General features: G+C 57.6%; 24 protein-coding genes. 8 read left to right on the top strand and 16 right to left on the bottom strand.

Features of this window, described 5'->3' with window-relative positions:
- Positions 1-104: 104 nt before the first annotated feature.
- Together ybaL and KK102_RS07355 are read right to left on the bottom strand one after the other, a co-directional pair.
- Complete coding sequence (gene ybaL, locus KK102_RS07360; protein ID WP_216357295.1) at positions 105-1,781, bottom strand: YbaL family putative K(+) efflux transporter; 1,677 nt, start codon at positions 1,779-1,781, stop codon at positions 105-107.
- Between the two features lie 232 nt (positions 1,782-2,013).
- Entirely contained in the window at positions 2,014-3,234 is a 1,221-nt protein-coding gene (locus KK102_RS07355; protein ID WP_216357294.1) for an MFS transporter, read from the bottom strand.
- Between the two features lie 164 nt (positions 3,235-3,398).
- On the opposite strand from KK102_RS07355, the gene ushA reads away from it, so the two are divergent.
- Positions 3,399-5,051: a bifunctional UDP-sugar hydrolase/5'-nucleotidase UshA gene (gene ushA, locus KK102_RS07350; protein ID WP_216357366.1), complete on the top strand. Its 1,653-nt coding sequence runs from the start codon at positions 3,399-3,401 to the stop codon at positions 5,049-5,051.
- Between the two features lie 92 nt (positions 5,052-5,143).
- Here the strand turns inward: ushA and ybaK are convergent, their stop codons facing one another.
- The 3 genes from ybaK to copA form a co-directional block, all read right to left on the bottom strand.
- Entirely contained in the window at positions 5,144-5,623 is a 480-nt protein-coding gene (gene ybaK / locus KK102_RS07345; protein WP_126543991.1) for a Cys-tRNA(Pro)/Cys-tRNA(Cys) deacylase YbaK, read from the bottom strand.
- Positions 5,624-5,822: 199 nt separating this feature from the next.
- On the bottom strand, positions 5,823-6,617 hold the full coding sequence (locus tag KK102_RS07340; protein WP_126543992.1) for a TraB/GumN family protein: 795 nt from the start codon (positions 6,615-6,617) through the stop codon (positions 5,823-5,825).
- Positions 6,618-6,666: 49 nt separating this feature from the next.
- The gene (gene copA / locus KK102_RS07335) at positions 6,667-9,165 is read right to left on the bottom strand and encodes a copper-exporting P-type ATPase CopA (RefSeq protein ID WP_216357293.1); all 2,499 of its coding nucleotides are present in this window, start codon (positions 9,163-9,165) and stop codon (positions 6,667-6,669) included.
- Between the two features lie 108 nt (positions 9,166-9,273).
- On the opposite strand from copA, the gene cueR reads away from it, so the two are divergent.
- Positions 9,274-9,684: a Cu(I)-responsive transcriptional regulator gene (gene cueR, locus KK102_RS07330; RefSeq protein ID WP_126543994.1), complete on the top strand. Its 411-nt coding sequence runs from the start codon at positions 9,274-9,276 to the stop codon at positions 9,682-9,684.
- Here cueR and KK102_RS07325 read toward each other — a convergent pair.
- The 3 genes from KK102_RS07325 to KK102_RS07315 are packed head-to-tail and all read right to left on the bottom strand — an operon-like array spanning position 9,681 to position 11,938.
- Complete coding sequence (locus KK102_RS07325) at positions 9,681-10,133, bottom strand: NfeD family protein (RefSeq protein WP_216357292.1); 453 nt, start codon at positions 10,131-10,133, stop codon at positions 9,681-9,683. The genes cueR and KK102_RS07325 overlap by 4 nt on opposite strands.
- The gene (locus KK102_RS07320) at positions 10,130-11,044 is read right to left on the bottom strand and encodes an SPFH domain-containing protein (protein WP_008499312.1); all 915 of its coding nucleotides are present in this window, start codon (positions 11,042-11,044) and stop codon (positions 10,130-10,132) included. The genes KK102_RS07325 and KK102_RS07320 overlap by 4 nt, the downstream gene beginning before the upstream one ends.
- Positions 11,045-11,086: 42 nt before the next feature.
- On the bottom strand, positions 11,087-11,938 hold the full coding sequence (locus KK102_RS07315; RefSeq protein ID WP_126543996.1) for a hypothetical protein: 852 nt from the start codon (positions 11,936-11,938) through the stop codon (positions 11,087-11,089).
- 141 nt (positions 11,939-12,079) lie between these two features.
- Between KK102_RS07315 and fetA the strand changes: the two genes are divergently transcribed.
- A complete protein-coding gene (gene fetA / locus KK102_RS07310) occupies positions 12,080-12,751 on the top strand; it encodes an iron efflux ABC transporter ATP-binding subunit FetA (RefSeq protein WP_126543997.1) in 672 nt (223 codons plus the stop codon).
- Positions 12,744-13,526: an iron efflux ABC transporter permease subunit FetB gene (gene fetB / locus KK102_RS07305; RefSeq protein WP_126543998.1), complete on the top strand. Its 783-nt coding sequence runs from the start codon at positions 12,744-12,746 to the stop codon at positions 13,524-13,526. Before fetA ends, fetB begins: the two co-directional genes overlap by 8 nt.
- Before the next feature lie 50 nt (positions 13,527-13,576).
- On the opposite strand, the gene KK102_RS07300 is transcribed toward fetB, so the two are convergent.
- The 3 genes from KK102_RS07300 to tesA are packed head-to-tail and all read right to left on the bottom strand — an operon-like array spanning position 13,577 to position 15,912.
- Positions 13,577-14,431: a co-chaperone YbbN gene (locus KK102_RS07300; RefSeq protein ID WP_023310624.1), complete on the bottom strand. Its 855-nt coding sequence runs from the start codon at positions 14,429-14,431 to the stop codon at positions 13,577-13,579.
- Between the two features lie 58 nt (positions 14,432-14,489).
- A complete protein-coding gene (locus KK102_RS07295; RefSeq protein WP_085928900.1) occupies positions 14,490-15,299 on the bottom strand; it encodes an SDR family oxidoreductase in 810 nt (269 codons plus the stop codon).
- Positions 15,289-15,912, bottom strand: coding sequence for a multifunctional acyl-CoA thioesterase I/protease I/lysophospholipase L1 (gene tesA / locus KK102_RS07290; protein WP_126544000.1), 624 nt, complete (start codon positions 15,910-15,912; stop codon positions 15,289-15,291). The genes KK102_RS07295 and tesA overlap by 11 nt, the downstream gene beginning before the upstream one ends.
- Between tesA and ybbA the strand changes: the two genes are divergently transcribed.
- The 3 genes from ybbA (at position 15,883) to KK102_RS07275 (ending at position 20,308) form a co-directional block, all read left to right on the top strand.
- Positions 15,883-16,569, top strand: coding sequence for a putative ABC transporter ATP-binding protein YbbA (ybbA, locus tag KK102_RS07285; protein WP_216357291.1), 687 nt, complete (start codon positions 15,883-15,885; stop codon positions 16,567-16,569). The two genes, tesA and ybbA, sit on opposite strands and share 30 nt — an antisense overlap.
- A complete protein-coding gene (gene ybbP, locus KK102_RS07280; protein WP_216357290.1) occupies positions 16,566-18,980 on the top strand; it encodes a putative ABC transporter permease subunit YbbP in 2,415 nt (804 codons plus the stop codon). The genes ybbA and ybbP overlap by 4 nt, the downstream gene beginning before the upstream one ends.
- A 182-nt stretch (positions 18,981-19,162) precedes the next feature.
- Complete coding sequence (locus tag KK102_RS07275; RefSeq protein ID WP_216357289.1) at positions 19,163-20,308, top strand: porin; 1,146 nt, start codon at positions 19,163-19,165, stop codon at positions 20,306-20,308.
- Positions 20,309-20,395: 87 nt separating this feature from the next.
- Here KK102_RS07275 and mnmH read toward each other — a convergent pair whose 3' ends face one another.
- The 5 genes from mnmH to ppiB form a co-directional block, all read right to left on the bottom strand.
- Positions 20,396-21,466 (bottom strand): tRNA 2-selenouridine(34) synthase MnmH, encoded by a 1,071-nt coding sequence (gene mnmH / locus KK102_RS07270; RefSeq protein ID WP_216357288.1) that lies wholly within the window; start codon positions 21,464-21,466, stop codon positions 20,396-20,398.
- An 84-nt stretch (positions 21,467-21,550) separates the two neighbouring features.
- Entirely contained in the window at positions 21,551-22,618 is a 1,068-nt protein-coding gene (purK, locus tag KK102_RS07265) for a 5-(carboxyamino)imidazole ribonucleotide synthase (RefSeq protein ID WP_216357287.1), read from the bottom strand.
- Complete coding sequence (gene purE, locus KK102_RS07260; RefSeq protein ID WP_006809824.1) at positions 22,615-23,124, bottom strand: 5-(carboxyamino)imidazole ribonucleotide mutase; 510 nt, start codon at positions 23,122-23,124, stop codon at positions 22,615-22,617. Before purE ends, purK begins: the two co-directional genes overlap by 4 nt.
- A 119-nt stretch (positions 23,125-23,243) precedes the next feature.
- On the bottom strand, positions 23,244-23,966 hold the full coding sequence (gene lpxH / locus KK102_RS07255; RefSeq protein ID WP_216357286.1) for a UDP-2,3-diacylglucosamine diphosphatase: 723 nt from the start codon (positions 23,964-23,966) through the stop codon (positions 23,244-23,246).
- Between the two features lie 3 nt (positions 23,967-23,969).
- Positions 23,970-24,464 (bottom strand): peptidylprolyl isomerase B, encoded by a 495-nt coding sequence (gene ppiB / locus KK102_RS07250; protein WP_008499327.1) that lies wholly within the window; start codon positions 24,462-24,464, stop codon positions 23,970-23,972.
- A gap of 174 nt (positions 24,465-24,638) precedes the next feature.
- On the opposite strand from ppiB, the gene cysS reads away from it, so the two are divergent.
- Positions 24,639-26,024 (top strand): cysteine--tRNA ligase, encoded by a 1,386-nt coding sequence (gene cysS / locus KK102_RS07245; protein WP_216357285.1) that lies wholly within the window; start codon positions 24,639-24,641, stop codon positions 26,022-26,024.
- The last annotated feature ends 58 nt before the right edge of the window (positions 26,025-26,082 follow it).

Genomic DNA, 26,082 nt, shown 5'->3' with positions numbered 1-26,082 from the left:
GAAAACCCCTCACCCTAACCCTCTCCCCATAGGGGAGAGGGAACTTGAACACCCTCTCCCCTATGGGGAGAGGGCTGGGGTGAGGGGACCAGGCCGCACAACACTCAGCCTGTAACAGCCTCTTCAACCGGCGCTTTCTCCAGCAGCGTCAGCATCGTATTCGCAATCTCACGTTCGCCCATTACCACCTTATTCGCGCCGCGCTCGGTGATGTACTCCACCTCATCGTCATAATGCGCGCGGGCAATAATTTCGATGGTCGGACACTTCGCGCGCGCGGACGCGACAATCTCACCTGCCTCGTAGCCATTCGGAATGGTCAGCAGCAGCCAGCGGGCGCAGTCCAGATGCGCCAGATTCATGATCTCTTCGTTCGCCGCATTGCCCAGCACCGCACGAATGCCGCGCTCGCGCAGCTCGTCGACGCGGGTGCGTGAGGTTTCAATCACCACCAGCGGAATGCCCTGCGCCATCAGCTTCTCACCGAGCAGGCTGCCCACGCGGCCAAAGCCGACCAGCAGAGCGTGGTTGCAAATATCAACCGGGATCTGCTTCTCTTCTTCGATGGCCTCTTCCAGCGTCTGCTCTTCCAGGGTTTCCGTTTTATCGAGGTATTTTTCCAACAGGGCAAACAGCACCGGGTTCAGCATGATGGAGAGGATCGCCCCCGCCAGCACCAGATTCTGACCGGCCTGCGGGAGTAGATTAAGCGCCATGCCCAGACCGGCCAGAATAAACGCGAACTCACCAATCTGCGCCAGGCTGGCGGCAATGGTCAGCGCCGTCCGCGGCGAGTGGCCAAACACCCGCACCAGGAAGAAGGCGGCAACGGACTTACCAAAGATAATGATCGCCAGCGTGCCCAGCACCGCCAGCGGCTGCTGGATCAAAACCAGCGGGTCAAACAGCATCCCGACGGAGACGAAGAACAGCACGGCGAAGGCATCGCGCAGCGGCAGCGTGTCGTGCGCCGCGCGGTGGCTTAATTCGGATTCGTTCAGCACCATACCGGCGAAGAACGCGCCCAGCGCAAACGAAACGTCGAACAACTCTACGGCACCAAAGGCGATACCCAGCGCCAGAGCAAGTACCGAAAGGGTGAACAGCTCGCGGGAACCTGTCGCCGCAGTGCGGGACATGATCCACGGCACCAGACGGCGGCCCACCAGCATCATGATGGCGATAAAGGCCACAACCTTACCGATGGTGATACTCATATCCAACGCCAGCGAGGCTAAGCCGACGTTGTCTTTTTCCATCATCCCGGCGACGGCAGGCAGCAGCACCAGCGTTAACACCATCACCAGATCTTCAACGATCAGCCAGCCTATCGCGATTTGCCCGCGCTGGCTGTCGATCAGCTGTCTCTCTTCAAGCGCGCGCAGCAGCACCACGGTACTGGCGGTTGAAAGACACAGCCCAAATACGATGCCGGTCATCAGCGACCAGCCGAGTACCGCTGAAAGCGCCATCCCCAGCAGCGTCGCCACCCCTATCTGGGCGATCGCTCCCGGTATGGCGATAGACTTTACCGCCATCAGGTCCTTCAGGGAAAAATGCAGACCGACGCCAAACATCAGCAGAATCACGCCTAATTCCGCCAGTTCGGGAGCCAGTTTGGTATCCGCCACGAAACCCGGCGTAAAGGGACCCGCCAGTACACCCGCTAACAGATAGCCGACAAGAGGAGAAATACGCAGTTTATTGGCAATCATGCCAAGGATAAAAGCGAGCACAAGTCCACCAACAATGGTGGTAATAAGCGGTGTGGCGTGGTGCATTCCGTCTCCTTTTGCGGTGAGTGTTCCATTTTTGGCATGAATACCAAAAGACCAGGTAATAGTTTATGACAATTTTTACCCTTATGTTTATGAATAATTGTTGAAGTTTGAATAAAAGAGCAATAAGCGTGAAAAAAAGCCCTTTTGGACAAGTTTGATGGGGAAGGTGAGAAGAAACCCTTATGGCATAAGGGGGCAAGGTCGCCAGAGTTTAACTTTGGCGACCCCTAAACTACACTTTGTGACGGTTATCAGGCAGGAATATGGTCAGTATCCCCAGAAGTGGCAGGAAAGCACAGATTTTATAAACCAGGAAGATGCTGGTGTGATCCGCAACCATGCCCAATACCGCCGCACCAAGGCCGCCCATGCCGAAGGCAAATCCGAAAAAGAGCCCGGAAACCATGCCGATCCGCCCCGGCAGCAGCTCTTGGGCGTAGACCAGAATGGCCGAGAAGGCAGAAGCCAGAATAAAACCGATAATGACGGTCAAAATCCCCGTCCACTCCAGGCTTGCGTAGGGCAAAATAAGCGTGAAGGGCGCAACGCCGAGGATTGAGCCCCAAATCACATATTTACGCCCGATTTTATCGCCGACAGGCCCGCCAATCACCGTCCCCGCTGCCACTGCAAACAGGAAGGCAAACAGGTGGAACTGCGCGTTTTGTACCGATAATCCGAATTTTTGCATCAGATAAAAGGTGTAATAGCTGCTGATGCTCGCCATATAGAAGTATTTCGAGAAAATCAGCACCAGCAGCACGCTTACGGCCAGGATAACCTTGTTACGGGGAAGGGGATTGATAACCTTTGCTACAGGTTTGCCCTTGTTCACGCGATGCTGCGCGGCATACCAGCGGCTGATTTGCGCCAGTACCACAATCGCCAGCAGCGCGGCCAGCACAAACCACGCCACGTTGCCTTTGCCGTATGGGGCGATAATCACCGCGGCCAGCAGTGGGCCGAGGGAACTGCCAAAGTTACCGCCTACCTGGAACAGGGACTGCGCCAGGCCGTGACGACCACCGGAGGCCATACGCGCCACGCGGGAGGATTCCGGATGGAAGACGGACGAACCTGTCCCCACCAGCGCGGCGGCGATAAGCACCGCTTCAAAGCTGCCCGCTATTGCCAGCAGCACCAGCCCGCTCAAGGTGAAGCACATGCCAATGGGGAGCGACCACGGCATTGGGTATTTATCCGTCCAGTAACCGACCACCGGCTGCAGCAACGAAGAGGCCATCTGGAAGGTGAGGGTGATCATCCCGATCTGTACGAAGGTTAACGAGAACTCGGACTGCAGCAGCGGGTAGATTGCCAGGATCAGCGACTGGATCATGTCGTTGAGCAGGTGCGAGAGACTGATTGCGCCTAAAACTTTAAAGGAAGTGCGCGATTTTGGCGGCGACGCCGGAGCGCCCGGGACGGGCTGGGTTGATTCACTGATTGCCATAAATACCACGTCGATTTGTTATGAGAAATGCAGGGTGTAATTATTATCCAACTAACATACCCGTCCGTGACATTTGAAGAAAGTCGCAATTCTGAAAACTTATTTGTCTATTCTTGTGAGTCACTGTAATTTTTGCGTTTGTCTATTGGTCAGGGAGAGAGATGATGAAGTTAATGAAGCGTGGCGTCGCGCTGGCGTTGATAGCGGCCTGGGGGCTGACAAGCCTGCCCGCACAGGCATATGAAAAAGACAAAACCTATAAAATTACCATTTTGCATACCAACGATCACCACGGTCATTTCTGGCGCAGTGAATACGGGGAATATGGCCTGTCGGCGCAAAAAACGCTGGTTGACGGTATTCGCAAAGAGGTCGCCGCAGAAGGCGGTAGCGTGCTGCTGCTCTCGGGCGGGGATATCAATACCGGCGTGCCTGAATCTGATTTACAGGATGCCGAGCCTGACTTTCGCGGCATGAATCTGATTGGCTACGACGCGATGGCCGTGGGTAACCATGAATTCGATAACCCGCTGAGCGTGCTGCGCCAGCAGGAGAAGTGGTCTAAATTCCCGTTCCTCTCTGCCAATATTTATCAGAAAAGCACCGGCGAACGCCTGTTTAAACCCTGGGCGCTGTTTAAGCGTCAGGACTTAAAAATTGCGGTCATTGGTCTCACTACCGACGACACGGCCAAAATTGGTAACCCTGAGTTCTTCACTGATATCGAATTCCGTAAACCGGCAGACGAAGCGAAGCTGGTGATTCAGGAATTGCAGCAGAACGAAAAACCGGACGTGATTATCGCCACCACCCACATGGGGCACTACGACAACGGCGCGCACGGCTCCAATGCGCCGGGCGACGTCGAGATGGCGCGCAGCCTGCCGGCAGGCTCGCTGGCAATGATTGTGGGCGGTCACTCACAGGATCCGGTGTGTATGGCGTCCGAGAATAAAAAGCAGGTGGACTACGTGCCGGGCACGCCGTGCGCGCCGGACCGTCAGAACGGTATCTGGATCGTACAGGCGCACGAGTGGGGTAAATACGTGGGTCGTGCAGATTTTGAGTTCCGTAACGGCGAGATGAAGCTGGTCCACTATCAGCTCATTCCGGTCAACCTGAAGAAGAAGGTCACCTACCCGGACGGGAAAAGTGAGCGCGTACTTTACACGCCTGAGATTGCAGAGAACCAGCAGATGCTCTCCCTGCTGACGCCGTTCCAGAACAAAGGCAAGGCGCAGCTGGACGTGAAGATTGGTACGCTCAATGGCCGCCTGGAAGGGGACCGCAGCAAAGTCCGCTTCGTGCAGACCAACATGGGCCATCTGGTGCTGGCGGCGCAAATAGCACGCACCGGCGCTGACTTTGGCGTAATGAGCGGCGGCGGCATTCGTGATTCCATCGAAGGCGGAAACATCACCTATAAAGACGTGCTGAAGGTACAGCCGTTCGGCAACGTGGTGGTGTATGCGGATATGAGCGGGAAAGAGGTGATTGACTACCTCACCGCCGTGGCGCAGATGAAGCCGGACTCGGGCGCCTACCCGCAGTTTGCAAACGTGAGTTTCGTCGCGAAAGACGGCAAGCTTAACGATCTGAAGATCAAGGGCGAACCGGTTGACCCGGCCAAAACGTACCGTCTGGCGACGCTAAGCTTTAACGCCACGGGGGGCGACGGCTATCCGCATATTGATACTAAACCGGGCTACGTGAACACCGGCTTTATCGACGCGGAAGTGCTGAAGCAGTTCATCGAGCAGAATTCACCGATTGACGTGAATGCGTATGAGCCGAAAGGCGAGGTGAGCTGGCAGTAGTGCGAGGATTTTGTGCCGGGTGGCGGCTTCGCCTTACCCGGCCTACATCCGAACCGTAGGCCCGGTAAGCGCAGCGCCACCGGGCAATTTCCTCAATCCCGGCGGGCAATATCCGCAAACTTCGCGTCCAGCATTTTCGCCAGATCGTCCGCCGCCAGCTCAATGTCCAGCCCGCGTTTGCCGCCGGAGATAAAGATGGTGTCAAACTCCTGTGAAGGCGCATCGATCAGCGTCGGCAGCCGCTTTTTCTGCCCGAGCGGGCTGATGCCGCCCACCAGATATCCGGTAGTGCGTTGCGCAACCATCGGATCCGCCATATCGACCTTTTTTGCCCCCAGCGCTTTGGCGACCTTTTTCAGATCCAGCTGCCCGGCGACGGGCGTTACCGCCACGGCGAGATGTTTCATATCACCGTTTACCGCGACCAGCAGCGTTTTATAGACCTGGTCAGCGTTTAGCCCTAGCTTGCGCACCACTTCATCACCAAAATTGGTTTCATTCGGATCGTGATCGTAAGTGTGGATCCGGAAAGATATTTTGTTTTTTTCGAGTAATTTAACGGCGGGAGTCATAGCTATCCTTCTGACGACAGACATTATATGCCCATAGCATACGCCTGACGTTTGTCTAAAAAATAGCACCATCTTGCGCAATAGTATTGGCAGTGATGGTCACTTTGAGCGACAATCGGCTCAGCCGAAGGTCTCCTTCGGTATAATAAAAACGATGAAATTCCTCTTTGACGGGCCAATAGAAATATTGGCCATTTTTTTATTTTAGCAGTGAAGGCAGGTTCCCTTCCCCATACAAATGCAGCGCGCCAACCGCGACGACATACCGCCCGGCAGGCAGGGCATGCAGCGTTTCTCGCCACGCCTGATTGCGCGCGTTCATTAACACATCATACAGCGATTCACTGAACGTAGACGGCAACACAAGCTTACTGTCCGCCGGCGGAGCATCAAGCCACCAGCCAATCATGGTTTGCAGCAGACGGGCATTGGTGTGCCAGTGGGTTAGGGTGTCATCCAGCAGGATCAGACCGTCATCGGGAAGCTGCCGCAGCAGACCGATCTGGCTGTCCGTGCCTTCCAGTTCAACGATCGGGAGATTGCGCGCTCTTGCCGTATTCAGCAGCTGATAATCAATGCCGTAATCACCGCGCAGCCCCAGACGCTGCGCCTGCGTCGCCTGCAGCACCATGGCAATTTGCCAGAGCGGAAGGGTGTCCAGCATGGCGAGCGATAGACCGGTTTCATCCGCGAGCCGCGTCAGTTCGGTAAGCTGGGCTTCGCTGAGACGCTCCGCAAGAGGACGATCGCTCTCCAGACCCGCAAAGGGGGATTCATGGCCCGAAATATCCGCCTCGACGACCAGCGCGTCGGCATTCTTCAGCAGTTTTATCAGGCCAGCGGGCAGCGGGGACATATCCTGCGTGCCCATATGGATGCTTCCTACAAGGTGCAGGTGTTGCCCGCCCGGAAGTGAGATATCCATACCGGGCCAGGCATAACGTCGGGGGAAGAGGGCGCGAAACGATGCTTTTATACGATTAAACAGACTCATACGCGCTCCATGACCGAAAGGATCATGCTAGCGCGTACGAGAACAAGGTTCAATCTTTCGGTTTAAACCGCAGCAGACGGTTGGCGTTGCTCACCACGGTAATGGAGGATAGCGCCATTGCCGCCCCGGCAACCACCGGGTTCAGCAGCGCGCCCGTCAGCGGCCATAAAATCCCGGCGGCAATCGGAATGCCGAAGACGTTATAAATAAATGCCCCGAGCAGGTTCTGCTTCATGTTGCGCAACGTGGCCTTCGAAATCGCCAGCGCATCCGCAACGCCCATCAGGCTGTGGCGCATCAGGGTAATGGCCGCCGTTTCAATCGCGACATCGCTCCCGCCGCCCATGGCAATACCCACTTCTGCCTGCGCCAGCGCCGGTGCGTCGTTAATACCGTCACCGATCATGGCCACCTGACGGCCCTGACTTTGCAGGTTCTTGATGGCATCCGCTTTGCCATCCGGCAGTACGCCCGCAATGACGTCATCAATACCCGCCTCTTTGGCGATGGCGTTGGCCGTTGTTGGGTTATCCCCGGTCAGCATCACCAGACGATAGCCCGCACGGTGCAGACGTTTTAACGCATCCACGCTGTCCTGGCGCAGGGGATCGCGCACCGACAACATGGCGACAGCTTTACCGTCTACAGCGAGCAGTACGGGCGTTGCGCCCTGTGATGCCTGAGCAATCAGTTCGCCTTCCAGCGATGAAGTATCAATTCCGTTTTCATTGAGCAGCGCCTGATTCCCCAGCAGCAGCGTGTGGCCGTCGGCTTCGCCGCTCACCCCGAGCCCGCGCAGGGTGCGGAAGTTACTGACCTGCGGCAGGGTAGCGTCACTGGCTTTATCGAGAATGGCGCGGGCCAGCGGGTGGCTGGACCCTTGCTCCAGCGCGGCGGCGAGACGCAGCGCGTCAGCCTCTGAGAAGCCAAGAGTATGCACCGCCACGACCTGCGGTTTCCCTTCGGTCAGCGTACCGGTTTTGTCAAAGACCAGCGTGTCCAGGGTGCTCGCACGCTGCAGGGCATCGGCATCACGCACCAGCACGCCAAACTCGGCGGCACGTCCGACGCCGGAGATAATCGACATCGGCGTCGCCAGGCCAAGGGCGCAAGGACAGGCGATGATCAGCACCGTGGTGGCAATCACCAGGGTATAGACGATTTGCGGTGCTGGCCCAAAGAAATACCAGATTGCCGCGCTCAGCAGGGCAATACAGACCACCACCGGAACAAAAACGGCGGAGATCCTGTCGGCAAGTTTGCCGATTTCGGGTTTACTACTCTGCGCCTGACGCACCATGCGGATAATACGCGACAGCGTGGTGTGGCTACCGACCGCGCTGGCGCGGAACAGCACGCTGCCGTCCTGGACGACCGTGCCTGCGTGCACGCTATCGTCCCGGGATTTTTGCTGCGGGATAGGTTCCCCGGTCAGCATGGCCTCATCGAACCAGGCTTCGCCCTGGAGAATTGCGCCGTCAACCGGAACGCGATCGCCCGTCGTCAGGCGCAGCGTCATGCCGGGCTGAACCTCGGCCAGCGGAACGCTTTTTTCACCCTCGTCGGTCACCACGCGTGCCGTCGGCGGCGTTAAATCAAGCAATCTTTCCAGCGCCTTCGAGGAGCGCTGGCGGGCGCGGGCTTCCAGCATATGGCCTAAGTTAATCAGGCCGATAATCATCGCGCTCGCTTCGTAGTAAAGATGCCGCGCCTCCATCGGGAACCACTGGGGCCAGACGTTCACGCTCATCGAATAGAGCCAGGCCGCGCCGGTCCCGAGCGCGACCAGCGTATCCATCGTCGCGGTGCGGTTTTTCAGGCTCTTCCAGGCGCTGGTATAGAAATGTCCGCCTGCAAAGACCATCACGGCGAGCGTGATCGCACCAATCCCCAGCCACAGCGTGCGGTTGTCGTCAGTGACCATCATGTTGTCACCGATCATGCCCCACACCATCACCGGGATACCCACCAGCAGCGCGACGATGGCCTGCCAGCGGAAGCGTTTCATGGTGGCGACAGCCGTTTCCTGCTGGCGCTCGCGGCGTTTGATGTCATCTTCAATCGCTTCCGCGCCGTAGCCCGCTTTCTCTACGGCCTGGACTAAATCTGCGGCGGAGGCGCTGCCCATCACCAGCGCAGTGCGCTCCGCGAGGTTTACCCGTGCCTGTGCGACGCCCGGTACGGCCTGCAATGCATTTTGTACCCGGGAGACGCAGCTGGCGCAGCTCATGCCGTTGATCAGCAGCTGTTGGCTGTCATCAATATCATCCGCTACCGGAAGCTCAGGAGTGGCCGCTGTCAGTGCTTCCGACGGGGATGATGACTCTGCCAGCGGTTTAGCCTTTGGGTGGCTTAACTCCGCCCCGTAACCGGCCTGCTTGATGGTATCGATCAGCGCATCCGCGCTGGCGCTGCCGATCACGGCGGCATGATCGATAGTCACGTCAGCGCTTTCAACGTCAGGGCGCTGTTCCAGGCTTTCTTTAACGCGTTTGACGCAGTGGCCGCAGGAGAGGCCGTCCAGCGTCAGGTCGATAGTGTGAGACATAACAAAACTCCCGTATAATGTTCTGGTCAATTGTTGACCTTCACTCTGCTTTTCGCTAACTGTTATCAAGGTTAAACCTTCCATCAAGGGGAAGGTCAAGGGGGAAATGTGAATATCAGTGACGTTGCGAAAAAAACCGGCTTAACCAGCAAAGCGATTCGCTTTTACGAAGAGAAAGGGCTGGTCACGCCGCCGCTGCGCAGTGAAAACGGCTACCGCAGCTACACGCAGCTGCATCTTGATGAACTGACGCTGCTGCGCCAGGCAAGACAGGTGGGGTTTAATCTGGAAGAGTGCGGCGAGCTGGTTAACCTGTTCAACGATCCGAAGCGCCACAGCGCCGACGTGAAAAAACGCACGCTGGAAAAAGTGGCGGAGATTGAACGCCACATTGTAGAGCTGCAGGCGATGCGCGAACAGCTGCTGCAGCTCGCGGAGTCCTGTCCGGGGGATGACAGCGCCGACTGCCCGATTATCGATAACCTTGCCGGCTGCTGCCACCGCAAAACTCACGCTTAGCAGGCTTTCACCCGCAGGGTAATGCCTTCCACCGCAATGACCTCGACCTGGGTACCGGCGCTGAGGTCATCGTCGGCCACCACCGGCCACGAGCTGTCGCCCACCCGCATGTGCCCGCGTCCGTTCACCAGTGCGCTGTCGAGCGTAAAACGCTTGCCGACAATCTGCTGCCCGCGTTGATTAAGGTGGGCGTCTGCCGGTTTCTGCTCTTTCACCTGCCGGTTCAGCCAGCGCCACCACAGCCACGCGGCCACCAGCGTGAGCAGTGCAAACAGCGCGCCCTGCCACTCCCAGCCGACAGGCAGCAGCCAGACGACCAGCCCGGTAATGACCGCGGCAACGCCGCTCCAGAGCAGGTAGCCGTTGCCGCCCAGCATCTCCGCCGCCAGCAGTAAGCCGCCGAGGCTTAGCCAGAAGGCATGAGGATGCGCAACGATCAGCTCAATCATTTTTTACGCTCGTTTCCACTGTCTTTGATCAGTTCGGCAATACCGGCGATAGAGCCCATCAGGCTGCTCGCATCCAGCGGCATCATCACCACTTTACTGTTGTTCGCCGAGCCAATTTCTTTCAGCGCATCGGTATATTTTTGCGCGACAAAGTAGTTCACGGCCTGGATATCACCGGCGGCAATCGCCTCGGACACCATCTGCGTCGCACGGGCTTCCGCTTCTGCCGAACGTTCGCGCGCTTCCGCCTGTAAAAATGCGGACTGACGATCGCCTTCCGCTTTCAGGATCTGCGACTGTTTTTCCCCTTCCGCTTTGAGGATCTCCGCCTGGCGTACCCCTTCGGCTTCCAGAATATAGGCGCGCTTGGTTCGCTCGGCTTTCATCTGGGCGTTCATGGAGGCGATCAGTTCAGCCGGTGGGCGCACGTCGCGGATCTCAATACGGGTGACCTTGATCCCCCACGGGTTCGTTGCCTCGTCGACAATGTGCAGCAGGCGGGTATTAATGCTGTCGCGCTGAGAGAGCATCTCGTCCAGCTCCATCGAGCCGAGCACGGTACGGATGTTGGTCATCGTCAGGTTGACGATCGCCAGCTCCAGGTTGCTGACCTCATAGGCCGCTTTTGGCGCATCTATCACCTGAATAAAACAGACGGCGTCGATGGTGACGTTGGCGTTATCCTTGGAGATCACTTCCTGGGACGGAATGTCCAGCACCTGCTCCATCATGTTGATCTTACGACCAATGCGGTCCATGAAGGGGACAATCAGGCTTAGGCCCGGCTGGAGCGTGTTGGTATAGCGGCCGAAGCGCTCTACTGTCCACTGATAACCCTGAGGAACTATTTTGACGCCAGCGCCCACAATGACCAGCGCAACAAAAATAAGGACGGGAACAACGATGAGCATAAAACCTCCTGTTTTGAATGCTGTGATGAGAAAACGGCGTGTTTATTGTTCGTAAGTATAGGTAAAGTCAGAAATGAAGCCATCACCCGCAGCGGCAATCGCTTTGGATAATCCCTGATAGTAATTCGCCAGGCCAACCGTCTCTATCTGCTGAATGTGTTCGCGGATCGGGGCGCAGAACAAAACCGCATTTCCCGCTTCAACACGCTTGTTGTTTGGCGGGAGATCCCCGGTAATTGCCTTAAACCAGGTTCGAATACCTTGCTTTAGGTTATGTGGCGCTTTTGCCATGTTATCCATTCCGGTCAGTACCTGCAGGGTTGGGAACTCATCGGCCAGTACGGCGGTTTTCATACGCGCAAAGAACTGGCTAAACAATTCAAACGATCCCAGATCGGTCACGCGCGGTTTGGTGGTTTTGCCGTTTTTATTGCCGATTCTGCCCGCCTTTGACGCTGCTGCCGGAACCGCATTCACCTTTTCCAGCTCCAGCCCGAATAACAAATTACAGTGCGCGCGGCGCTCCTTCAGCGGGTAGGACATCAGCACGTCAATGAACTGGGTTGCCTTTACGTCAGCAAGATCGTGGTTGATAAGCCACTGAGTACGAGAAAATTCAGCCGGAGAGACGAACCAGTTGGGCACGTCGTTGAAGCGTTTCGACTTTCCCTTGCCATCAAATTCAAGGAAGTGGGTGCCATTGTCGAAGGCGAAATAGCAATTTTTGAAACTGCCTATCGTGGTATTCACGATGAGAGCCTTTTTAACAAAATCGACAACCTCTGCACCGATGACAAAACTTGTGAGTTCCGAAGATTTGATGACTTCCATTAATGTTTCGACATCGGGAACACCAGGCTTCAGGGAAGGGAACTCATAAAAGATATGTGTCATGCGGCTTACTTCCTGTAGTGATAGGTGACAATTAGCGTGCGAAAAGTTTAACACTTGCTATAGATTAAGGCTATTCGCACTGTGCAGGTGAAAGGATTATGCTACAGGCAGTAATGACAAAAATCTGTTAACGGAAGCGGAATGAACGATCAAAAAAAACTTTTGCATATCAGGGATGTTGGGTTCGGCGTGGGGGGAAACACCATCCTTCGACATGTCGATTTTTGTCTTTCACCAGGTGAATTCAAACTGATCGCCGGTCCGTCAGGCTGTGGCAAAAGTACGTTGCTGAAAATAGTGGCTTCGCTGTTGAGCCCAACGGAGGGTGCAATACTTTTTGAAGGGAAGGATATTGCCACACTTTCACCGGAAAGGTATCGGCAGCAGGTCTCTTATTGCGTGCAAACGCCAACGCTGTTTGGTGATACGGTTTACGACAACCTGATTTTCCCGTGGAAAATACGCAGCATGAGCCCGGAGCCTGAAAAATTTATCACCGATTTGGCGCAGTTTGGGTTGCCGCCGGAGACCCTGACGAAATCTATTAACACCTTGTCCGGCGGGGAAAAACAGCGCGTGTCGCTGATCCGCAATCTGCAGTTCTTGCCGAAGGTGTTGCTGCTCGACGAGATCACCAGCGCGCTGGATGACGCGAACAAACGCAACGTCAACGACATTATTCATCGCTACGCCCGCGAGCAGAATATTGGCGTGCTGTGGGTAACGCATGATGCTAACGAAATAAGCCATGCGGATGATGTCATCACGCTTCAGCCGCACGGCGGGAAAATGCAGGAGGCAAACCGTGGGTGAACATAACATTACCAATGAATCGCTGGCGTTTTCGATGGTGCTGGTATTGATTGCGATTGTTGTCAGCTACCGGGAAAAGCTGGGACTGGAAAAAGACATTCTGTGGAGCATCTGCCGCGCGGTAATTCAGCTCATCATCGTTGGCTATGTGCTGAAGTACATTTTCAACGTCAACCATGCGGTACTGACCCTGCTGATGGTGCTGTTTATCTGCTTCAATGCCGCGTGGAATGCGCAAAAGCGCAGCAAGTATATCGATAAAGCGTTTGTCTCTTCGTTTATTGCCATCACGACCGGTACGGCGCTCACGCTGGCGGTTCTGGTGCTGTCGGGTTCCATTGAATTCACACCAATGCAGGTGATCCCCATTTCCGGGATGATTGCGGGGAACGCCATGGTCGCCGTGGGGCTGTGTTACAACAACCTCGGACAGCGATTCAGCAGCGAACAGCAGCAGCTGCAGGAGAAACTAAGCCTGGGGGCAACGCCAAAAGTGGCCTCGGCGCGGCTGATTCGTGAGAGCATTCGTTCATCGCTGATCCCAACGGTAGATTCCGCCAAAACGGTGGGGCTGGTGAGCCTGCCGGGCATGATGTCGGGGCTGATTTTTGCCGGTATCGATCCGGTAAAAGCGATTAAGTATCAGATCATGGTGACCTTTATGCTGCTCTCAACGGCAAGCCTGTCCACCATCATTGCCTGCTACCTGACCTATCGGAAGTTCTACAACGCGCGTCACCAGCTGGTGGTGACGCAGTTGAAAAAATCGGAATAAACCGTCTTTTGTAGGCCCGGTAAGCGTTAGCGCCACCGGGGATTTTTTTGCTAGTAGAGCAACGCGTACAGCTGACGACGATACTTCGACGCCAGCGCGTCTCCGGTGCCCAGCGCGGCCAGGATCTCCTGGAACATCTTACGCGCCTGACCGTCTGCGGCAGCGAGATCCTTTTGCAGATGGCTGAACAGCAGCTCCAGCGCCTCTTCGTTACGCCCCACCTGGTGCAGCTGCAGCGCCAGCTGGCTTGCCAGCGCGGCGTCCGCCGGGTTGTCGGCAACCTGCTGCTGCAGCTGCTGAATTTCCGGGGTGTCCGCCGCCTGTTTCAGCAGCTCAATCTGTGCGACCAGCCCCTGATAGCGGGTGTCCTGATCCTGGAGCGGAACGGTCTTGAGTACGGCTTCCGCGTCCTCTGAACGGTGCAGGGCGATCTGCGTTTCCGCCAGCAGCAGGCCAATCTGGCTGTTCTGATTCGACAGCTGCCACGCCTCTTTGAGCAGCGGCAGCGCCTCGTCGTATTTGCCTTCCTGCATCAGCGCCATGCCTTCCTGCGCTTTCAGCTCTTCTTCGCGCGGCAGGACTTTATCCAGCAGGGCGCGGATCGCCTCTTCCGGCTGCGGCCCCTGGAAGCCATCAACAGGCTGGCCGTTCTGGAACAGATAGACGGTGGGAATGGCGCGCAGGCCAAACTGAGACGCCACCATCGGCTCGGCGTCACAGTCCAGCTTAGCGAGAATGAACTGACCATTGTATTGCGCGGCAAGGCTCTCCAGTACCGGCGTCAGCTGCAGACAGTGTTGGCTGCGTTCAGACCAGAAGTAGAACAGCACCGGTTTGGTCATCGACTGTTCCAGCGTCTGTTGCAGGTTTGCTTCAGTAATATTGACGATATTCTGTACGGACATGCGGCTTTCTCTTTTGTCGGTTTGTTCTTTACATGGGGATGAGCGGCGATGCTTCAACTCAGCCGTGTAAAATTTTGTCCATCATCCGGCCCGGCAGAAGGCGTTTTAGCCAGCCAACGGCATGGGTCACCAGTGTGACCGGATAACGCAGTTTGGGGTTATCGCTCTCAAAAGCATGGCGCACTTTGGCGACAACCGCTTCAGGACCTAACGTAAAGCGTGCGGCAATGCCGGGGTTTTCGACCGGTTTGTCCGACTGGGTCTGGTTGACGTTTTCGGTGAAGCGGGTGCGGATCGGGCCGGGTTCAATCAGGCTGACCTTGATGCCGCTGTGGCGCAGTTCCATGCGCAGGGCATCGGACCAGGCCTCCAGCGCATATTTGCTGGCCGCGTAGGCACCGCGGCCCGGGGTGGAAATCAGCCCCATTACCGAGGAGGTCATGACGATGCGTCCTTCACCGTGCGGCAGCATGGCGGGAAGCAGGCGCATGGTGAGCTGATGTACGCCGAAAAAGTTCGCGGAAAACTGTTGTTCAAGCTGTTCGCGCGTGATGGTCTCCAGCGGGCCGTACACGCCGAATCCAGCATTATTGAACAGGCCGAACAGACGGTTATCGGTCAGGGCGATGACCTCATCCGCCGCGCGTTCAACGCTTTCCGGTGAGTCCAGATCCAGCAACACGCCGGTGAAGCCCATGCCGTTCATGCGTTCAACATCTTCAGGTTTGCGGCAGGCCGCCAGCACCCGAAATCCCTGACGCTTCAACTCGAGCGCGCTTTCAAAGCCAATTCCGCTGGAACATCCTGTTATTAAGACCGATTTTTGCATAACTTTACCTGTCAGGAACTCCGCTGAATTACGAGTCATGTTTAACTAAAGGAGCCAGCCGGGTTGCCATCCAGTCGGCAATAAACGGCTGTGCATCGCGATTGGGATGAATACCGTCGTCTTGCATCCATTGGGGTTTCAGATAGACCTCTTCCATGAAAAATGGCAGCAGGGGAATATCAAACTCTTTGGCAAGCTTAGGGTAAATCGCGCTAAAGGCTTCATTATACCGACGGCCGTAGTTAGCCGGCAGGCGAATTTGCATCAGCAGCGGCTGGGCGTTCGCTGCTTTGATCTCCTGCAAAATGGTACGCAGGGTTTGCTCGGTTTGCTGAGGCTGGAAGCCGCGCAGGCCATCATTACCCCCCAGTTCGACCAGCACCCAGCGCGGCTGATGCTGTTTGAGCAGTGCGGGAAGGCGCGAAAGCCCCTGCTGTGAGGTATCACCGCTGATGCTACCGTTGACGACGGACGTTTGGGTCTGCCATTTGTCATTGAGTAATGCAGGCCACGCCGCGCTGGCCGCCATGCGATAGCCTGCGCTCAGGCTGTCGCCCAGAATCAGTAACGTGTCCGCAGCCGCCGCGCGGAAGGTCATCAGAATCAAAAACAGGAAGGGCAAATGCCAGCGGAAAACAGTGTTGAAGTTCATCGTCTTAAGAAGTCCGTCGGTCAGGGAGAACACGAGCTGTCCATCCTCACCGGAGTTGAACTCGTTGTCAAACGCGCCGAAACCATCGCGCTGATCGGTGAGTCCGGCTCCGGGAAGTCCACGCTGCTGGCGATTCTGGCCGGACTGGACGACGGCAGCAGTGGGGAGGTCCACCTGGTCGGGCAGCCGCTGCACCAGCTGGATGAAGAGGCGCGCGCCGCGCTGCGCGCTCGCCATATCGGCTTTGTCTTCCAGTCCTTCATGCTGATCCCGACGCTGAACGCGCTGGAAAACGTGGAGCTGCCGGGGCTGCTGCGCGGTGAAAATACGCGTGAAAGTCGCGAACACGCCAAAGCCCTGCTGGAGCAGCTGGGGCTGGGCAAACGCCTTGGCCACCTTCCGGCGCAGCTTTCGGGCGGCGAGCAGCAGCGCGTGGCGCTGGCGCGCGCGTTTAACGGTCGCCCGGAAGTGCTGTTTGCCGATGAACCCACCGGTAACCTTGACCGTAAAACCGGGGACAAGATTGCCGATCTGCTGTTTTCGCTCAACCGCGAGCACGGCACCACGCTGATTCTGGTGACGCACGATCCGCAGCTGGCCGCCCGCTGCGACCGCCGCCTGCGCCTGGTGAACGGTATTCTTCAGGAGGAAGCATGATTGCCCGCTGGTTCTGGCGCGAGTGGCGCTCGCCCTCGCTGCTGATTGTCTGGCTGGCGTTAAGCCTGGCGGTGGCCTGCGTGCTGGCGCTCGGCAGCGTCAGTGACAGGATGGAAAAAGGGCTCAGCCAGCAGAGCCGGGAATTTATGGCGGGGGACAGGGCGCTGCAAAGTTCGCGCGCCGTTCCGCCCGGCTGGATTGAGGAAGCGCGCAAGACCGGGCTGAAGGTGGGCGAGCAGATAAGCTTCCAGACCATGACCTTCGCAGGCGACACGCCGCAGCTGGCCAGCGTTAAAGCCGTCGATGATATCTACCCAATGTACGGTGAACTGGAGACCCGCCCGGCGGGATTAAAACCCGCGCCTGGCACGGTCCTGCTGGCACCGCGTCTGATGGCGCTGCTGAACCTGAAAACGGGTGACAGCATCGACGTCGGCGACGCGACGTTCAGGATTGCGGGAGAAGTGGTACAGGAGCCGGACTCCGGCTTTAACCCGTTCCAGCTTGCGCCACGTTTGATGATGAATACCGCTGACGTGGCGAAAACCAACGCCGTGCAGCCGGGCAGCCGCGTCACCTGGCGCTACAAGTTTGGCGGCACGCCTGCGCAGCTTGATGCGTATGAAAAATGGCTTCTGCCGCAGCTCAAGCCGGAACACCGCTGGTACGGGCTGGAACAGGATGAAGGGGCGCTCGGCAAATCCCTTGAACGTTCTCAGCAGTTCCTGCTGCTGTCGGCTCTGTTGACCCTGCTGCTGGCGGTGGCGGCGGTGGCCGTGGCGATGGGGCACTACTGCCGCAGTCGTTACGACCTTGTGGCGATCCTCAAAACCCTCGGCGCGGGTCGGGCGCAGCTGCGCAAGCTGATCGTCGGCCAGTGGCTGATGGTGCTGGCGCTGTCTGCTATCACCGGTGGGGCTATCGGGCTGCTGTTTGAGAAGCTGCTGATGGTGCTGCTAAAGCCGGTGCTCCCGTCCGCCTTGCCGCCCGCCAGCCTCTGGCCGTGGCTATGGGCAATTGGCGCGATGACGGTGATTTCGCTGCTGGTAGGGCTACGTCCGTACCGGCTGCTGCTCGCGACGCAGCCGCTGCGCGTGCTGCGTCAGGACGTGGTTGCCAGCGTCTGGCCGCTGAAGTTTTATCTGCCGATCATTTTCGCCGTGGCGGTTGGGCTGCTGGCCTGGCTGATGGGGGGCAGCACGCTGCTGTGGGCCGTACTGGCGGGGGCCGTGGTGCTGGCGCTGCTGTGCGGCGTGCTCGGCTGGCTGTTGCTCAACGTGCTGAGAAAGCTGACGGTGAAATCACTGCCCGTGCGGCTGGCGGTCAACCGTCTGCTGCATCAGCCGTGGTCTACGCTCAGCCAGCTGTCGGCGTTTTCGCTGTCGTTTATGCTTCTTGCGCTGCTTTTAGTGCTGCGCGGCGATCTGCTGGATCGCTGGCAGCAGCAGCTTCCTCCAGAAAGCCCGAACTATTTCCTGATCAACATTGCCCCGGAACAGGTGACGCCGCTGAAGGGCTTCCTGTCGGAACACCACATTATTCCTGAGTCGTTCTATCCCATCGTGCGCGCGCGCCTGACGCAGATCAACGGCCAGCCGACGGAGGGAAATAAAGATGAGTCGCTTAACCGCGAGCTGAACCTGACCTGGCAGGATAAACGTCCTGACCATAACCCGATTACCGCCGGAACCTGGCCGCCAAAAGCGGGGGAGGTGTCGATGGAAGAGGGGCTGGCGACGCGCCTGAACGTGAAGCTCGGGGACCGCGTGACGTTTACCGGCGATACGCAGGACTTCAGCGCCAAAGTGACCAGCCTGCGCAAGGTGGACTGGGAGAGCCTGCGGCCGAACTTCTTCTTCATCTTCCCGGCTGGTGCGCTGGACGGCCAGCCGCAGAGCTGGCTCACCAGCTTCCGCTGGGAAAACGGCAACGGCATGCTGACCCAGCTTAACCGGGAGTTTCCGACGGTGAGCCTGCTGGACATCGGCGCGATCCTGAAGCAGGTGGGGCAGGTGCTGGAGCAGGTGAGCCGCGCGCTGGAAGTCATGGTGGTGCTGGTGACGATCTGCGGCGTGCTGCTGTTGCTGGCGCAGGTGCAGGTGGGCATGCGCCAGCGGCATCAGGAACTGGTGGTTTACCGCACGCTGGGGGCAAGCAAGCGGCTGCTGCGCGCCACGCTCTGGAGTGAATTTGCTCTGCTAGGGCTGGTGGCCGGTCTGGTGGCGGCGATAGGCGCGGAGACCGCGCTGGCGGTGCTGCAGACAAAGGTGTTCGACTTCCCGTGGGAGCCTGACTGGCGGCTGTGGTTGACGCTACCCCTCTGCGGCGCAGTGCTGCTTTCACTCTGTGGCGGCTGGCTCGGTACGCGGTTATTAAAGGGCAAAGCCCTGTTCCGCCAGTTTGCCAGTTAGTTCACTTCCGTAATGATTGCGCACCGGTTTATATGCTGGTGTGCAATCACTTAATAGCACAAAACGAGAATAACCATCTGTTTAGTAGCACAAAACATTAAAAACCCGCCGACACAGCCCGATTATTTCCAGTTAATATTCACCAGCTAAATATTTAGCAGCGTGTCTATTAAGGAAAAATAATGACTATAAAAAAATCAGCGCTGGCGGCAACGATCGGCGCGGCAGTGGCATTGACTACCTTCGCTTCTCAGGCGGAAATCACCGTTCTTAAGCAAGACCCACAGGCAGGTAACCCGCTGAGCCGTCTGAACTTCACCGTTGGCGGCAGTATTCGTCCTCAGTTCCAGAACATGACCGGCGACGACGGTAAAAACAGCTACAAGCGTAACGGTTTTGACGGCGGCACCCGTTTCCGTTTCGCAGCAGACTACTATCTGTTTGATGACATCAGCTGGATCAGCTACTACGAGCTGGGTGTGAACATTCCCGCGCAGTTCAACTGGGACAACCACTACGCCGATGGTGCGCACGACACCTCCCGTCGTATGCTCTATACCGGTCTGAAGAGCGACACCTGGGGTACGCTGACCTTCGGTCAACAGAACAGCGTTTACTATGATGTGGTTGGCGCGAAAACCGATATCTGGGACTACGACATGATCGGCCAGGCACCGGGTAACGGTATCAACGGCGATTACGACGGTTCTTATCGTTCACGCCAGATGCTGAAATATAAGAAAACCGTGGGCGATGCTGACATCTACGCATCCTACCTGTTTGAAGACAGCGAATACCTGCCGGGCAACGGCCTGCGCTACAAGCGTAAAGGCGGCGGTTCACTGGGTCTGGATTACCACCTGACCACCGATCTGACCTGGGGCGCCGCGTGGAACTACACCCGTGCGGATATGCGTAACCCGGACAACGGCGACAGCAAAACCTACGACCAGAACATTCTCGGTACCGCGCTGAGCTGGACGCCGGACAACTGGACCTTCTCCGCGGGCGGCGGCTGGTACCAGAACTTCCTGACCACCAAAAAAGTATCTGTTAACGACTACTTTGCGGGCGACGCGTGGGGTATTGAGTACTTCGCAGGGTACAAATTCCCAATCGGTCAGTATGCGGTTAAATCCATCCAGCCTTACTTCATGGGCGACCGCATTGAGTACGTGAACGGTCGTAACTACCAGCGCATCGATAACGGCGTGGGTATCAGCTTCCAGCTGGATTACGGTTTCCGCGTGGATTACGAACACGTGTTCACCTCCAGCACCGACAACCTGGGCGACATGAACCTGGTGCGTCTGCGTTACGACTTCTAAGTCGTCTGTTCCCCGGTGGCGCTGCGCTTACCGGGGCTACAAATGCACGCGTAGGCCGGGTAAGGCGTAGCTGCCACCCGGCTTTTTTCAGCGATTAAGCCAGTCAGCAACCTCGTCGTACGTCCCGCGATAGACAATCTTCTCCGCCTTTTTCTCCAGCTGATAGCCGTACATCGGGTCGTAATAGTCCTTCAGCAGCGGCGCAAGCCAGCTGAAGTGCGCATCCGTGCTGCCAGTACGTTGTTGTTTGACAAGCGCGGCGTCCAGTAAGACGGTAAATTCCGCAAAGCGCTGCAGCCCCAGACGGCGGCGTATGGCGAACAGGCCGTGATGCAGGTACTCGCTGTATTCTTTCCAGCCCGCTTCCTCGCCGTAGGCGGCAGAAAAATCCGCCCACATATGGTCGAAATACTCTTCGCGCAGGCGTTCAAGACGGATCTCAAACGGATCCTCTACCACCACGATAGGCGCTTCAACCATGCGGTCGCGCAGGCACTCCGGCAGGTGGTTGGAGCCAATCATCCGGCCCTCGTCTTCCAGCACCCAGCGCGCGGCGTCTTTTTTCAACAGCTCAACCGCAAGGTGGTTTTCAAAGCTGGCCTGGGAAAGCTGTGGCGTCAGCGTGCGGCCAAACGACGAGCCGCGATGGTGCGCCAGCCCTTCCAGATCGATACCCTGCGCGTGCTGCTTCACCAGCAGGGTTTTACCGTTCCCGGTACAGCCACCGATAAGCACCATCGGCTTTTGCGACTGCTCAATGGTCACCTGAATCGCCGTCTGACGCAGGGCCTTATAGCCGCCGCGGATCAGCGGGTAGTCGATGCCCGCCTCTTTCAGCCAGGCCTGTGAGATATGCGAGCGCTGGCCGCCGCGCGCGCAGCAGAGAAAGCCCTCAGGATGGGCAAGGCTGGCTTCACGCCAGGCGTTGATGCGTGTCTCACGCGTCTCGCCGTTCACCAGGCTATGGCCAAGCGCCAGCGCGGCCTCGGGGCCCTGCCGTTTATAGCAGGTGCCGACGGCGGCGCGCTCGTCGTCGTTCATTAAGGGCAGGTTGAACGCCGCAGGCATCGCGCCCTGGGCGAATTCGATCGGCGCGCGAACGTCGATTAAAGGGGTATCAGACGCGAGGATCGCGCGATAGTCCGTTCCATCGTTCATGGTTATTCCAGAAGAAAACTCAGCAGCAATGGGCGGGGATTGTACGCCGGGGAAGGGGAAGGTCAACTCCCCGGCGTAGATGTCTTACTTCAGCTTTGACTGTGCCCAGACAATACCGCTCGCGTATTCCGGCGGCAGGAGAGGGATCATCGCTTCCAGGGTGGCGCTCAGGCGATCGGTATCGCAGTCGTTCAGGTTCAGGTGACCGACCTTACGCCCTGCGCGAACCTCTTTGTCATACCAGTGCAGATGCACCAGCGGCAGCTTCAGCCAGTCGTAGTTCAGATCGGTGCCGATCAGGTTGATCATCACCGACGGGCTGTTCACCACCGGCTGCGGCAGCGGCAGGTCGGCGATCGCGCGCAGGTGCAGCTCGAACTGGCTGATGGACGCGCCGTTTTGCGTCCAGTGGCCGCTGTTGTGCACGCGCGGTGCCAGCTCGTTAATCAGCAGGCCGGACGGGGTGATAAAGCACTCCATCGCCATGACGCCGACATAGCCCAGTTCGTGCATGATGGCTGAGAGCATCTCTTCCGCCTGCGCCTGCTGGTCAGCATTGGCGTGCGGGAAGGCGACGCTGGTGCGCAGAATGCCGTCCTGATGCAGGTTATGCGTTAGCGGGTAAAAAACGGTGTGCCCGTCATGCCCGCGCGCGCCCACCAGGGACACTTCACCGCTGAAGTTAATGCCCTGCTCGACGATGCACTCGCCGTAGCAGTCGTCCGGCAGCTCGGCGGTGTCGTCTGCGCGTAAACGCCACTGGCCGCGGCCGTCGTAGCCGCCCACGCGGCGCTTCACGATGGCCAGCTCGCCCAGCATCGCGAAAACATCATTCCACTCGCTTTTACCGGACAGGAGCTGCCACGGTGCGGTCGGCAGACCGAGCTTGTCGAACAGCTGCTTTTGCGTCAGACGGTCGGCAATGATCGGGAACACGTCGCGGTTCACGAAGGCGTTATGGCGCGCCAGTTCGCGGGTCAGCGCGGTTTCCGGCCAGCGTTCGATCTCGGCGGTGATCACGCTCTGGTGGAACGGTACGGCTTCAGGTTCAGCGTCCAGCCCGACGGGCCAGACGGCAATACCCAGCGGCTCACCGGCCTGACGCAGCATGCGGCCTAACTGGCCGTTACCGAGAACGCAAACCTGCTTCATGCCGCACCTCGCGGGTCCGGGTTATCCAGCACCTCGTCGGTCTGGGCTTTACGCCATTCGGCCAGACGCTGGTGCAGATCTTTATCGTGAGTCGCCAGGATTTGGGCAGCAAGCAGGGCTGCGTTTGCCGCGCCCGCTTTGCCAATCGCCAGCGTGCCGACGGGAATACCGCGCGGCATCTGAACGATGGAATAGAGGCTGTCCACACCGCTTAACGCGGCGCTTTGTACCGGGACGCCCAGCACCGGCACCAGGGTTTTGGCGGCAATCATGCCCGGCAGGTGTGCTGCGCCGCCCGCACCGGCAATGATCACCTCATAACCGTTCTCTTCGGCGCTTTCGGCGAAGCTGAACAGTTTATCCGGGGTACGGTGCGCGGAGACCACTTCAACGTGGTGCGGAACATTCAGGATTTCAAAGATTTCGGCGGCGAACTGCATGGTAGCCCAGTCGCTTTTGGACCCCATCACGATGGCGACACGCGCCGGATTATTGCGGGAAGACATGCGTCTTAAAACTCCTGTGGTGCGAAACACACTGCTTTCGAGGGCACAGAGAATAGCATGTTATACGGGCAAGGAAAACGGTTGCGTGGCTGAGAAATAAGCGAAACGACGAGAAAAGGTTAAAACGGAAACGCGATCAGTTCGACACCTTCTGGGGTGACTTTGACCATCGATCCCTCAGTGTGCCAGGCACCTAATACCACGCGGTGGGCGGGTTCGCCGTTGGCGGTAAGGGAATGCACGTCAGGACGATGGGTATGGCCGTGGATAAGCCACTGGACGTGATGCTTCTCCATCACGTTCACGACCGCCTGCGGGTTCACGTCCATGATGGTCATGGATTTGCTGCTGTTGGCGGCCTTGCTGCCCGCGCGCATTCTGGCGGCGATGCGGTTGCGGATAAACAGCGGCAGCGCGAGGAATAGCGTCTGGATCCACGGTGTATGGACCTTAGCGCGAAACGCCAGGTAGCCGGTATCGTCAGTGCAGAGCGTGTCGCCGTGCATGATCAGCACCTTGCGGCCGTAGAGGTCGAGCACCTGCTCTTCAGGCAGCAGCGTCATGCCGCTTTCGCGGGCGTAGCGCTGGCCTATCAGGAAATCACGGTTGCCGTGAATGAAGTAGCAGGGGACGCCGGAATCCACCAGCGTTTTAATGGCCGAGGCTATTTCACGATGCAGCGGGTTGGGATCGTCGTCGCCAATCCAGGCTTCAAACAGATCGCCCAGGATGTACAGCGCATCGGCGCTTTTCGCTTCACCGCGTAAAAAACGCAGAAAACCGGCGGTGATCGCCGGTTCTTCCGTTTGCAGATGCAGATCCGCAATAAAGAGTGTCGCCACGAATTACTCGCTGACGGTCACGCTTGTAATCACAACGTCTTCTTTAGGAACGTCCTGGTGCATACCGCTGCGGCCAGTAGAGACGGCTTTGATCTTGTCAACCACGTCCATACCTTCAACCACTTCTGCGAAGACGCAGTAGCCCCAACCCTGCAGGCTTTCGCCGGAGAAGTTCAGGAAGTCGTTGTCAGCCACGTTGATGAAGAACTGCGCGGTTGCAGAGTGTGGTGCCTGAGTACGGGCCATCGCCAGCGTACCGCGGGTGTTTTTCAGACCGTTGTTCGCTTCGTTTTTGATCGGCTCTTTAGTGGCTTTCTGGTTCATGCCAGGTTCGAAACCGCCGCCCTGGATCATAAAGCCGTTGATCACGCGGTGGAAAATGGTGTTGTTGTAGAAACCTTCGCGGCAGTAGTCCAGGAAGTTTTTAACTGTTTCAGGCGCTTTGTCATCAAAGGTCTTGATTACGATATCGCCATGATTAGTGTGGAAAGTAACCATTTTTGCATCCTGTTCCGTTATTGTGGTACGTCGACCCGCGTTCGGGTCATCTATAGGGGCTTGTTATAGCATAACCACAGGATGCGATCACCTTGCATTGTGTGCTGCTTCGGGTTTGAATTACGGGTAGAATACCCGGTTTTCGTCCACACACGTGTTTACATGGAATCTTCGATGTTAAAAATCTTTAATACAATGACGCGCCAAAAAGAGGAATTTAAACCTATCCATGCCGGGGAAGTTGGCATGTACGTGTGTGGTATTACGGTTTACGATCTCTGTCACATCGGCCATGGCCGTACCTTCGTCGCTTTCGACGTGGTGTCACGCTACCTGCGTTTTCTGGGGTACAACCTGAAATACGTGCGCAACATCACCGACATCGACGATAAGATCATCAAGCGCGCGAATGAAAACGGCGAAAGCTTTGTGGCGCTGGTGGACCGCATGATCGTTGAGATGCACAAAGACTTCGACGCCCTGAATATTCAGCGCCCGAACAGCGAGCCGCGCGCGACCCACCATATTCACGAAATCATCGAGATCACCGAAAAGCTGATCGCACGCGGTCACGCCTACGTTGCTGATAACGGTGACGTGATGTTCTCGGTGCCGACGGACCCAGCCTACGGCGCGCTTTCCCGTCAGGATCTGGATCAGCTCCAGGCCGGTGCCCGCGTCGACGTGGTTGACGTGAAGCGTAACCCGATGGACTTCGTGCTGTGGAAGATGTCCAAAGAGGGCGAACCAAGCTGGCCATCCCCGTGGGGCGAAGGCCGCCCGGGCTGGCACATTGAATGTTCGGCGATGAACTGCAAGCAGCTGGGCAAACATTTCGACATTCACGGCGGCGGTTCAGACCTGATGTTCCCGCACCACGAAAACGAAATCGCGCAGTCCACCTGCGCCCACGGCGGCGAGTACGTTAACTACTGGATGCACTCCGGGATGGTCATGGTTGACCGCGAGAAGATGTCGAAATCGCTGGGCAACTTCTTCACCGTGCGCGACGTGCTGAAGTATTACGACGCGGAAACCGTGCGCTACTTCCTGATGTCCGGCCACTATCGCAGCCAGCTGAACTACAGCGAAGAGAACCTGAAGCAGGCGCGCTCGGCGCTGGAGCGTCTGTACACCGCGCTGCGCGGTACCGACAGGTCTGTTCCTGCTGCAGGCGGCGAGGCGTTCGAAGCGCGCTTCGTTGAGGTGATGAACGACGACTTCAACACCCCGGAAGCCTACTCGGTGCTGTTCGACATGGCGCGCGAAGTGAACCGCCTGAAGTCAGAAGATATGGCGGCAGCGAATGCGCTGGCGTCTCATCTGCGCAAGCTCTCTTCCGTACTCGGCCTGCTGGAGCAGGAGCCGGACGCGTTCCTGCAGAGCGGCGCGCAGGCGGACGACGGTGAAGTGGCGGAAATTGAAGCGTTGATCAAAGCGCGTCTGGAAGCTCGTCAGGCGAAAGACTGGGCGGCGGCCGATGCGGCGCGTAACCGTCTGACCGAGATGGGCATCATTCTGGAAGACGGCCCGCAGGGCACCACCTGGCGTCGTAAGTAAGTCTGTAACGCCCGGTGGCGCTCATGCTTACCGGGCCTACGGGTAAAAGTAGGCCGGG

The sequence above is a fragment of the Enterobacter quasimori genome (genome assembly GCF_018597345.1).
Taxonomy (GTDB): Bacteria; Pseudomonadota; Gammaproteobacteria; order Enterobacterales; family Enterobacteriaceae; genus Enterobacter; species Enterobacter mori.
The sequence above is the reverse complement of the archived record's forward strand: the minus strand, read 5'-3'. Positions and strand labels throughout refer to the sequence as shown.

Excerpts from the sequence above, each read along its gene's own strand:
- tesA (WP_126544000.1), bottom strand. The coding sequence starts at position 15,912 with ATGAACTTCAACACTGTTTTCCGCTGGCATTTGCCCTTCCTGTTTTTG.
- KK102_RS07340 (WP_126543992.1), bottom strand. The coding sequence starts at position 6,617 with ATGAGTCTGTTTAATCGTATAAAAGCATCGTTTCGCGCCCTCTTCCCC.
- copA (WP_216357293.1), bottom strand. The coding sequence starts at position 9,165 with ATGTCTCACACTATCGACCTGACGCTGGACGGCCTCTCCTGCGGCCAC.
- KK102_RS07320 (WP_008499312.1), bottom strand. The coding sequence starts at position 11,044 with ATGCTCATCGTTGTTCCCGTCCTTATTTTTGTTGCGCTGGTCATTGTG.
- ybbA (WP_216357291.1), top strand. The coding sequence starts at position 15,883 with ATGCCAGCGGAAAACAGTGTTGAAGTTCATCGTCTTAAGAAGTCCGTC.
- KK102_RS07300 (WP_023310624.1), bottom strand. The coding sequence starts at position 14,431 with ATGTCCGTACAGAATATCGTCAATATTACTGAAGCAAACCTGCAACAG.
- ushA (WP_216357366.1), top strand. The coding sequence starts at position 3,399 with ATGAAGTTAATGAAGCGTGGCGTCGCGCTGGCGTTGATAGCGGCCTGG.
- KK102_RS07325 (WP_216357292.1), bottom strand. The coding sequence starts at position 10,133 with ATGATTGAGCTGATCGTTGCGCATCCTCATGCCTTCTGGCTAAGCCTC.
- KK102_RS07315 (WP_126543996.1), bottom strand. The coding sequence starts at position 11,938 with ATGACACATATCTTTTATGAGTTCCCTTCCCTGAAGCCTGGTGTTCCC.
- KK102_RS07355 (WP_216357294.1), bottom strand. The coding sequence starts at position 3,234 with ATGGCAATCAGTGAATCAACCCAGCCCGTCCCGGGCGCTCCGGCGTCG.
- mnmH (WP_216357288.1), bottom strand. The coding sequence starts at position 21,466 with ATGAACGATGGAACGGACTATCGCGCGATCCTCGCGTCTGATACCCCT.
- cysS (WP_216357285.1), top strand. The coding sequence starts at position 24,639 with ATGTTAAAAATCTTTAATACAATGACGCGCCAAAAAGAGGAATTTAAA.
- ybaK (WP_126543991.1), bottom strand. The coding sequence starts at position 5,623 with ATGACTCCCGCCGTTAAATTACTCGAAAAAAACAAAATATCTTTCCGG.
- KK102_RS07275 (WP_216357289.1), top strand. The coding sequence starts at position 19,163 with ATGACTATAAAAAAATCAGCGCTGGCGGCAACGATCGGCGCGGCAGTG.
- purE (WP_006809824.1), bottom strand. The coding sequence starts at position 23,124 with ATGTCTTCCCGCAATAATCCGGCGCGTGTCGCCATCGTGATGGGGTCC.
- ppiB (WP_008499327.1), bottom strand. The coding sequence starts at position 24,464 with ATGGTTACTTTCCACACTAATCATGGCGATATCGTAATCAAGACCTTT.
- ybaL (WP_216357295.1), bottom strand. The coding sequence starts at position 1,781 with ATGCACCACGCCACACCGCTTATTACCACCATTGTTGGTGGACTTGTG.
- ybbP (WP_216357290.1), top strand. The coding sequence starts at position 16,566 with ATGATTGCCCGCTGGTTCTGGCGCGAGTGGCGCTCGCCCTCGCTGCTG.
- KK102_RS07295 (WP_085928900.1), bottom strand. The coding sequence starts at position 15,299 with ATGACTCGTAATTCAGCGGAGTTCCTGACAGGTAAAGTTATGCAAAAA.
- fetA (WP_126543997.1), top strand. The coding sequence starts at position 12,080 with ATGAACGATCAAAAAAAACTTTTGCATATCAGGGATGTTGGGTTCGGC.
- purK (WP_216357287.1), bottom strand. The coding sequence starts at position 22,618 with ATGAAGCAGGTTTGCGTTCTCGGTAACGGCCAGTTAGGCCGCATGCTG.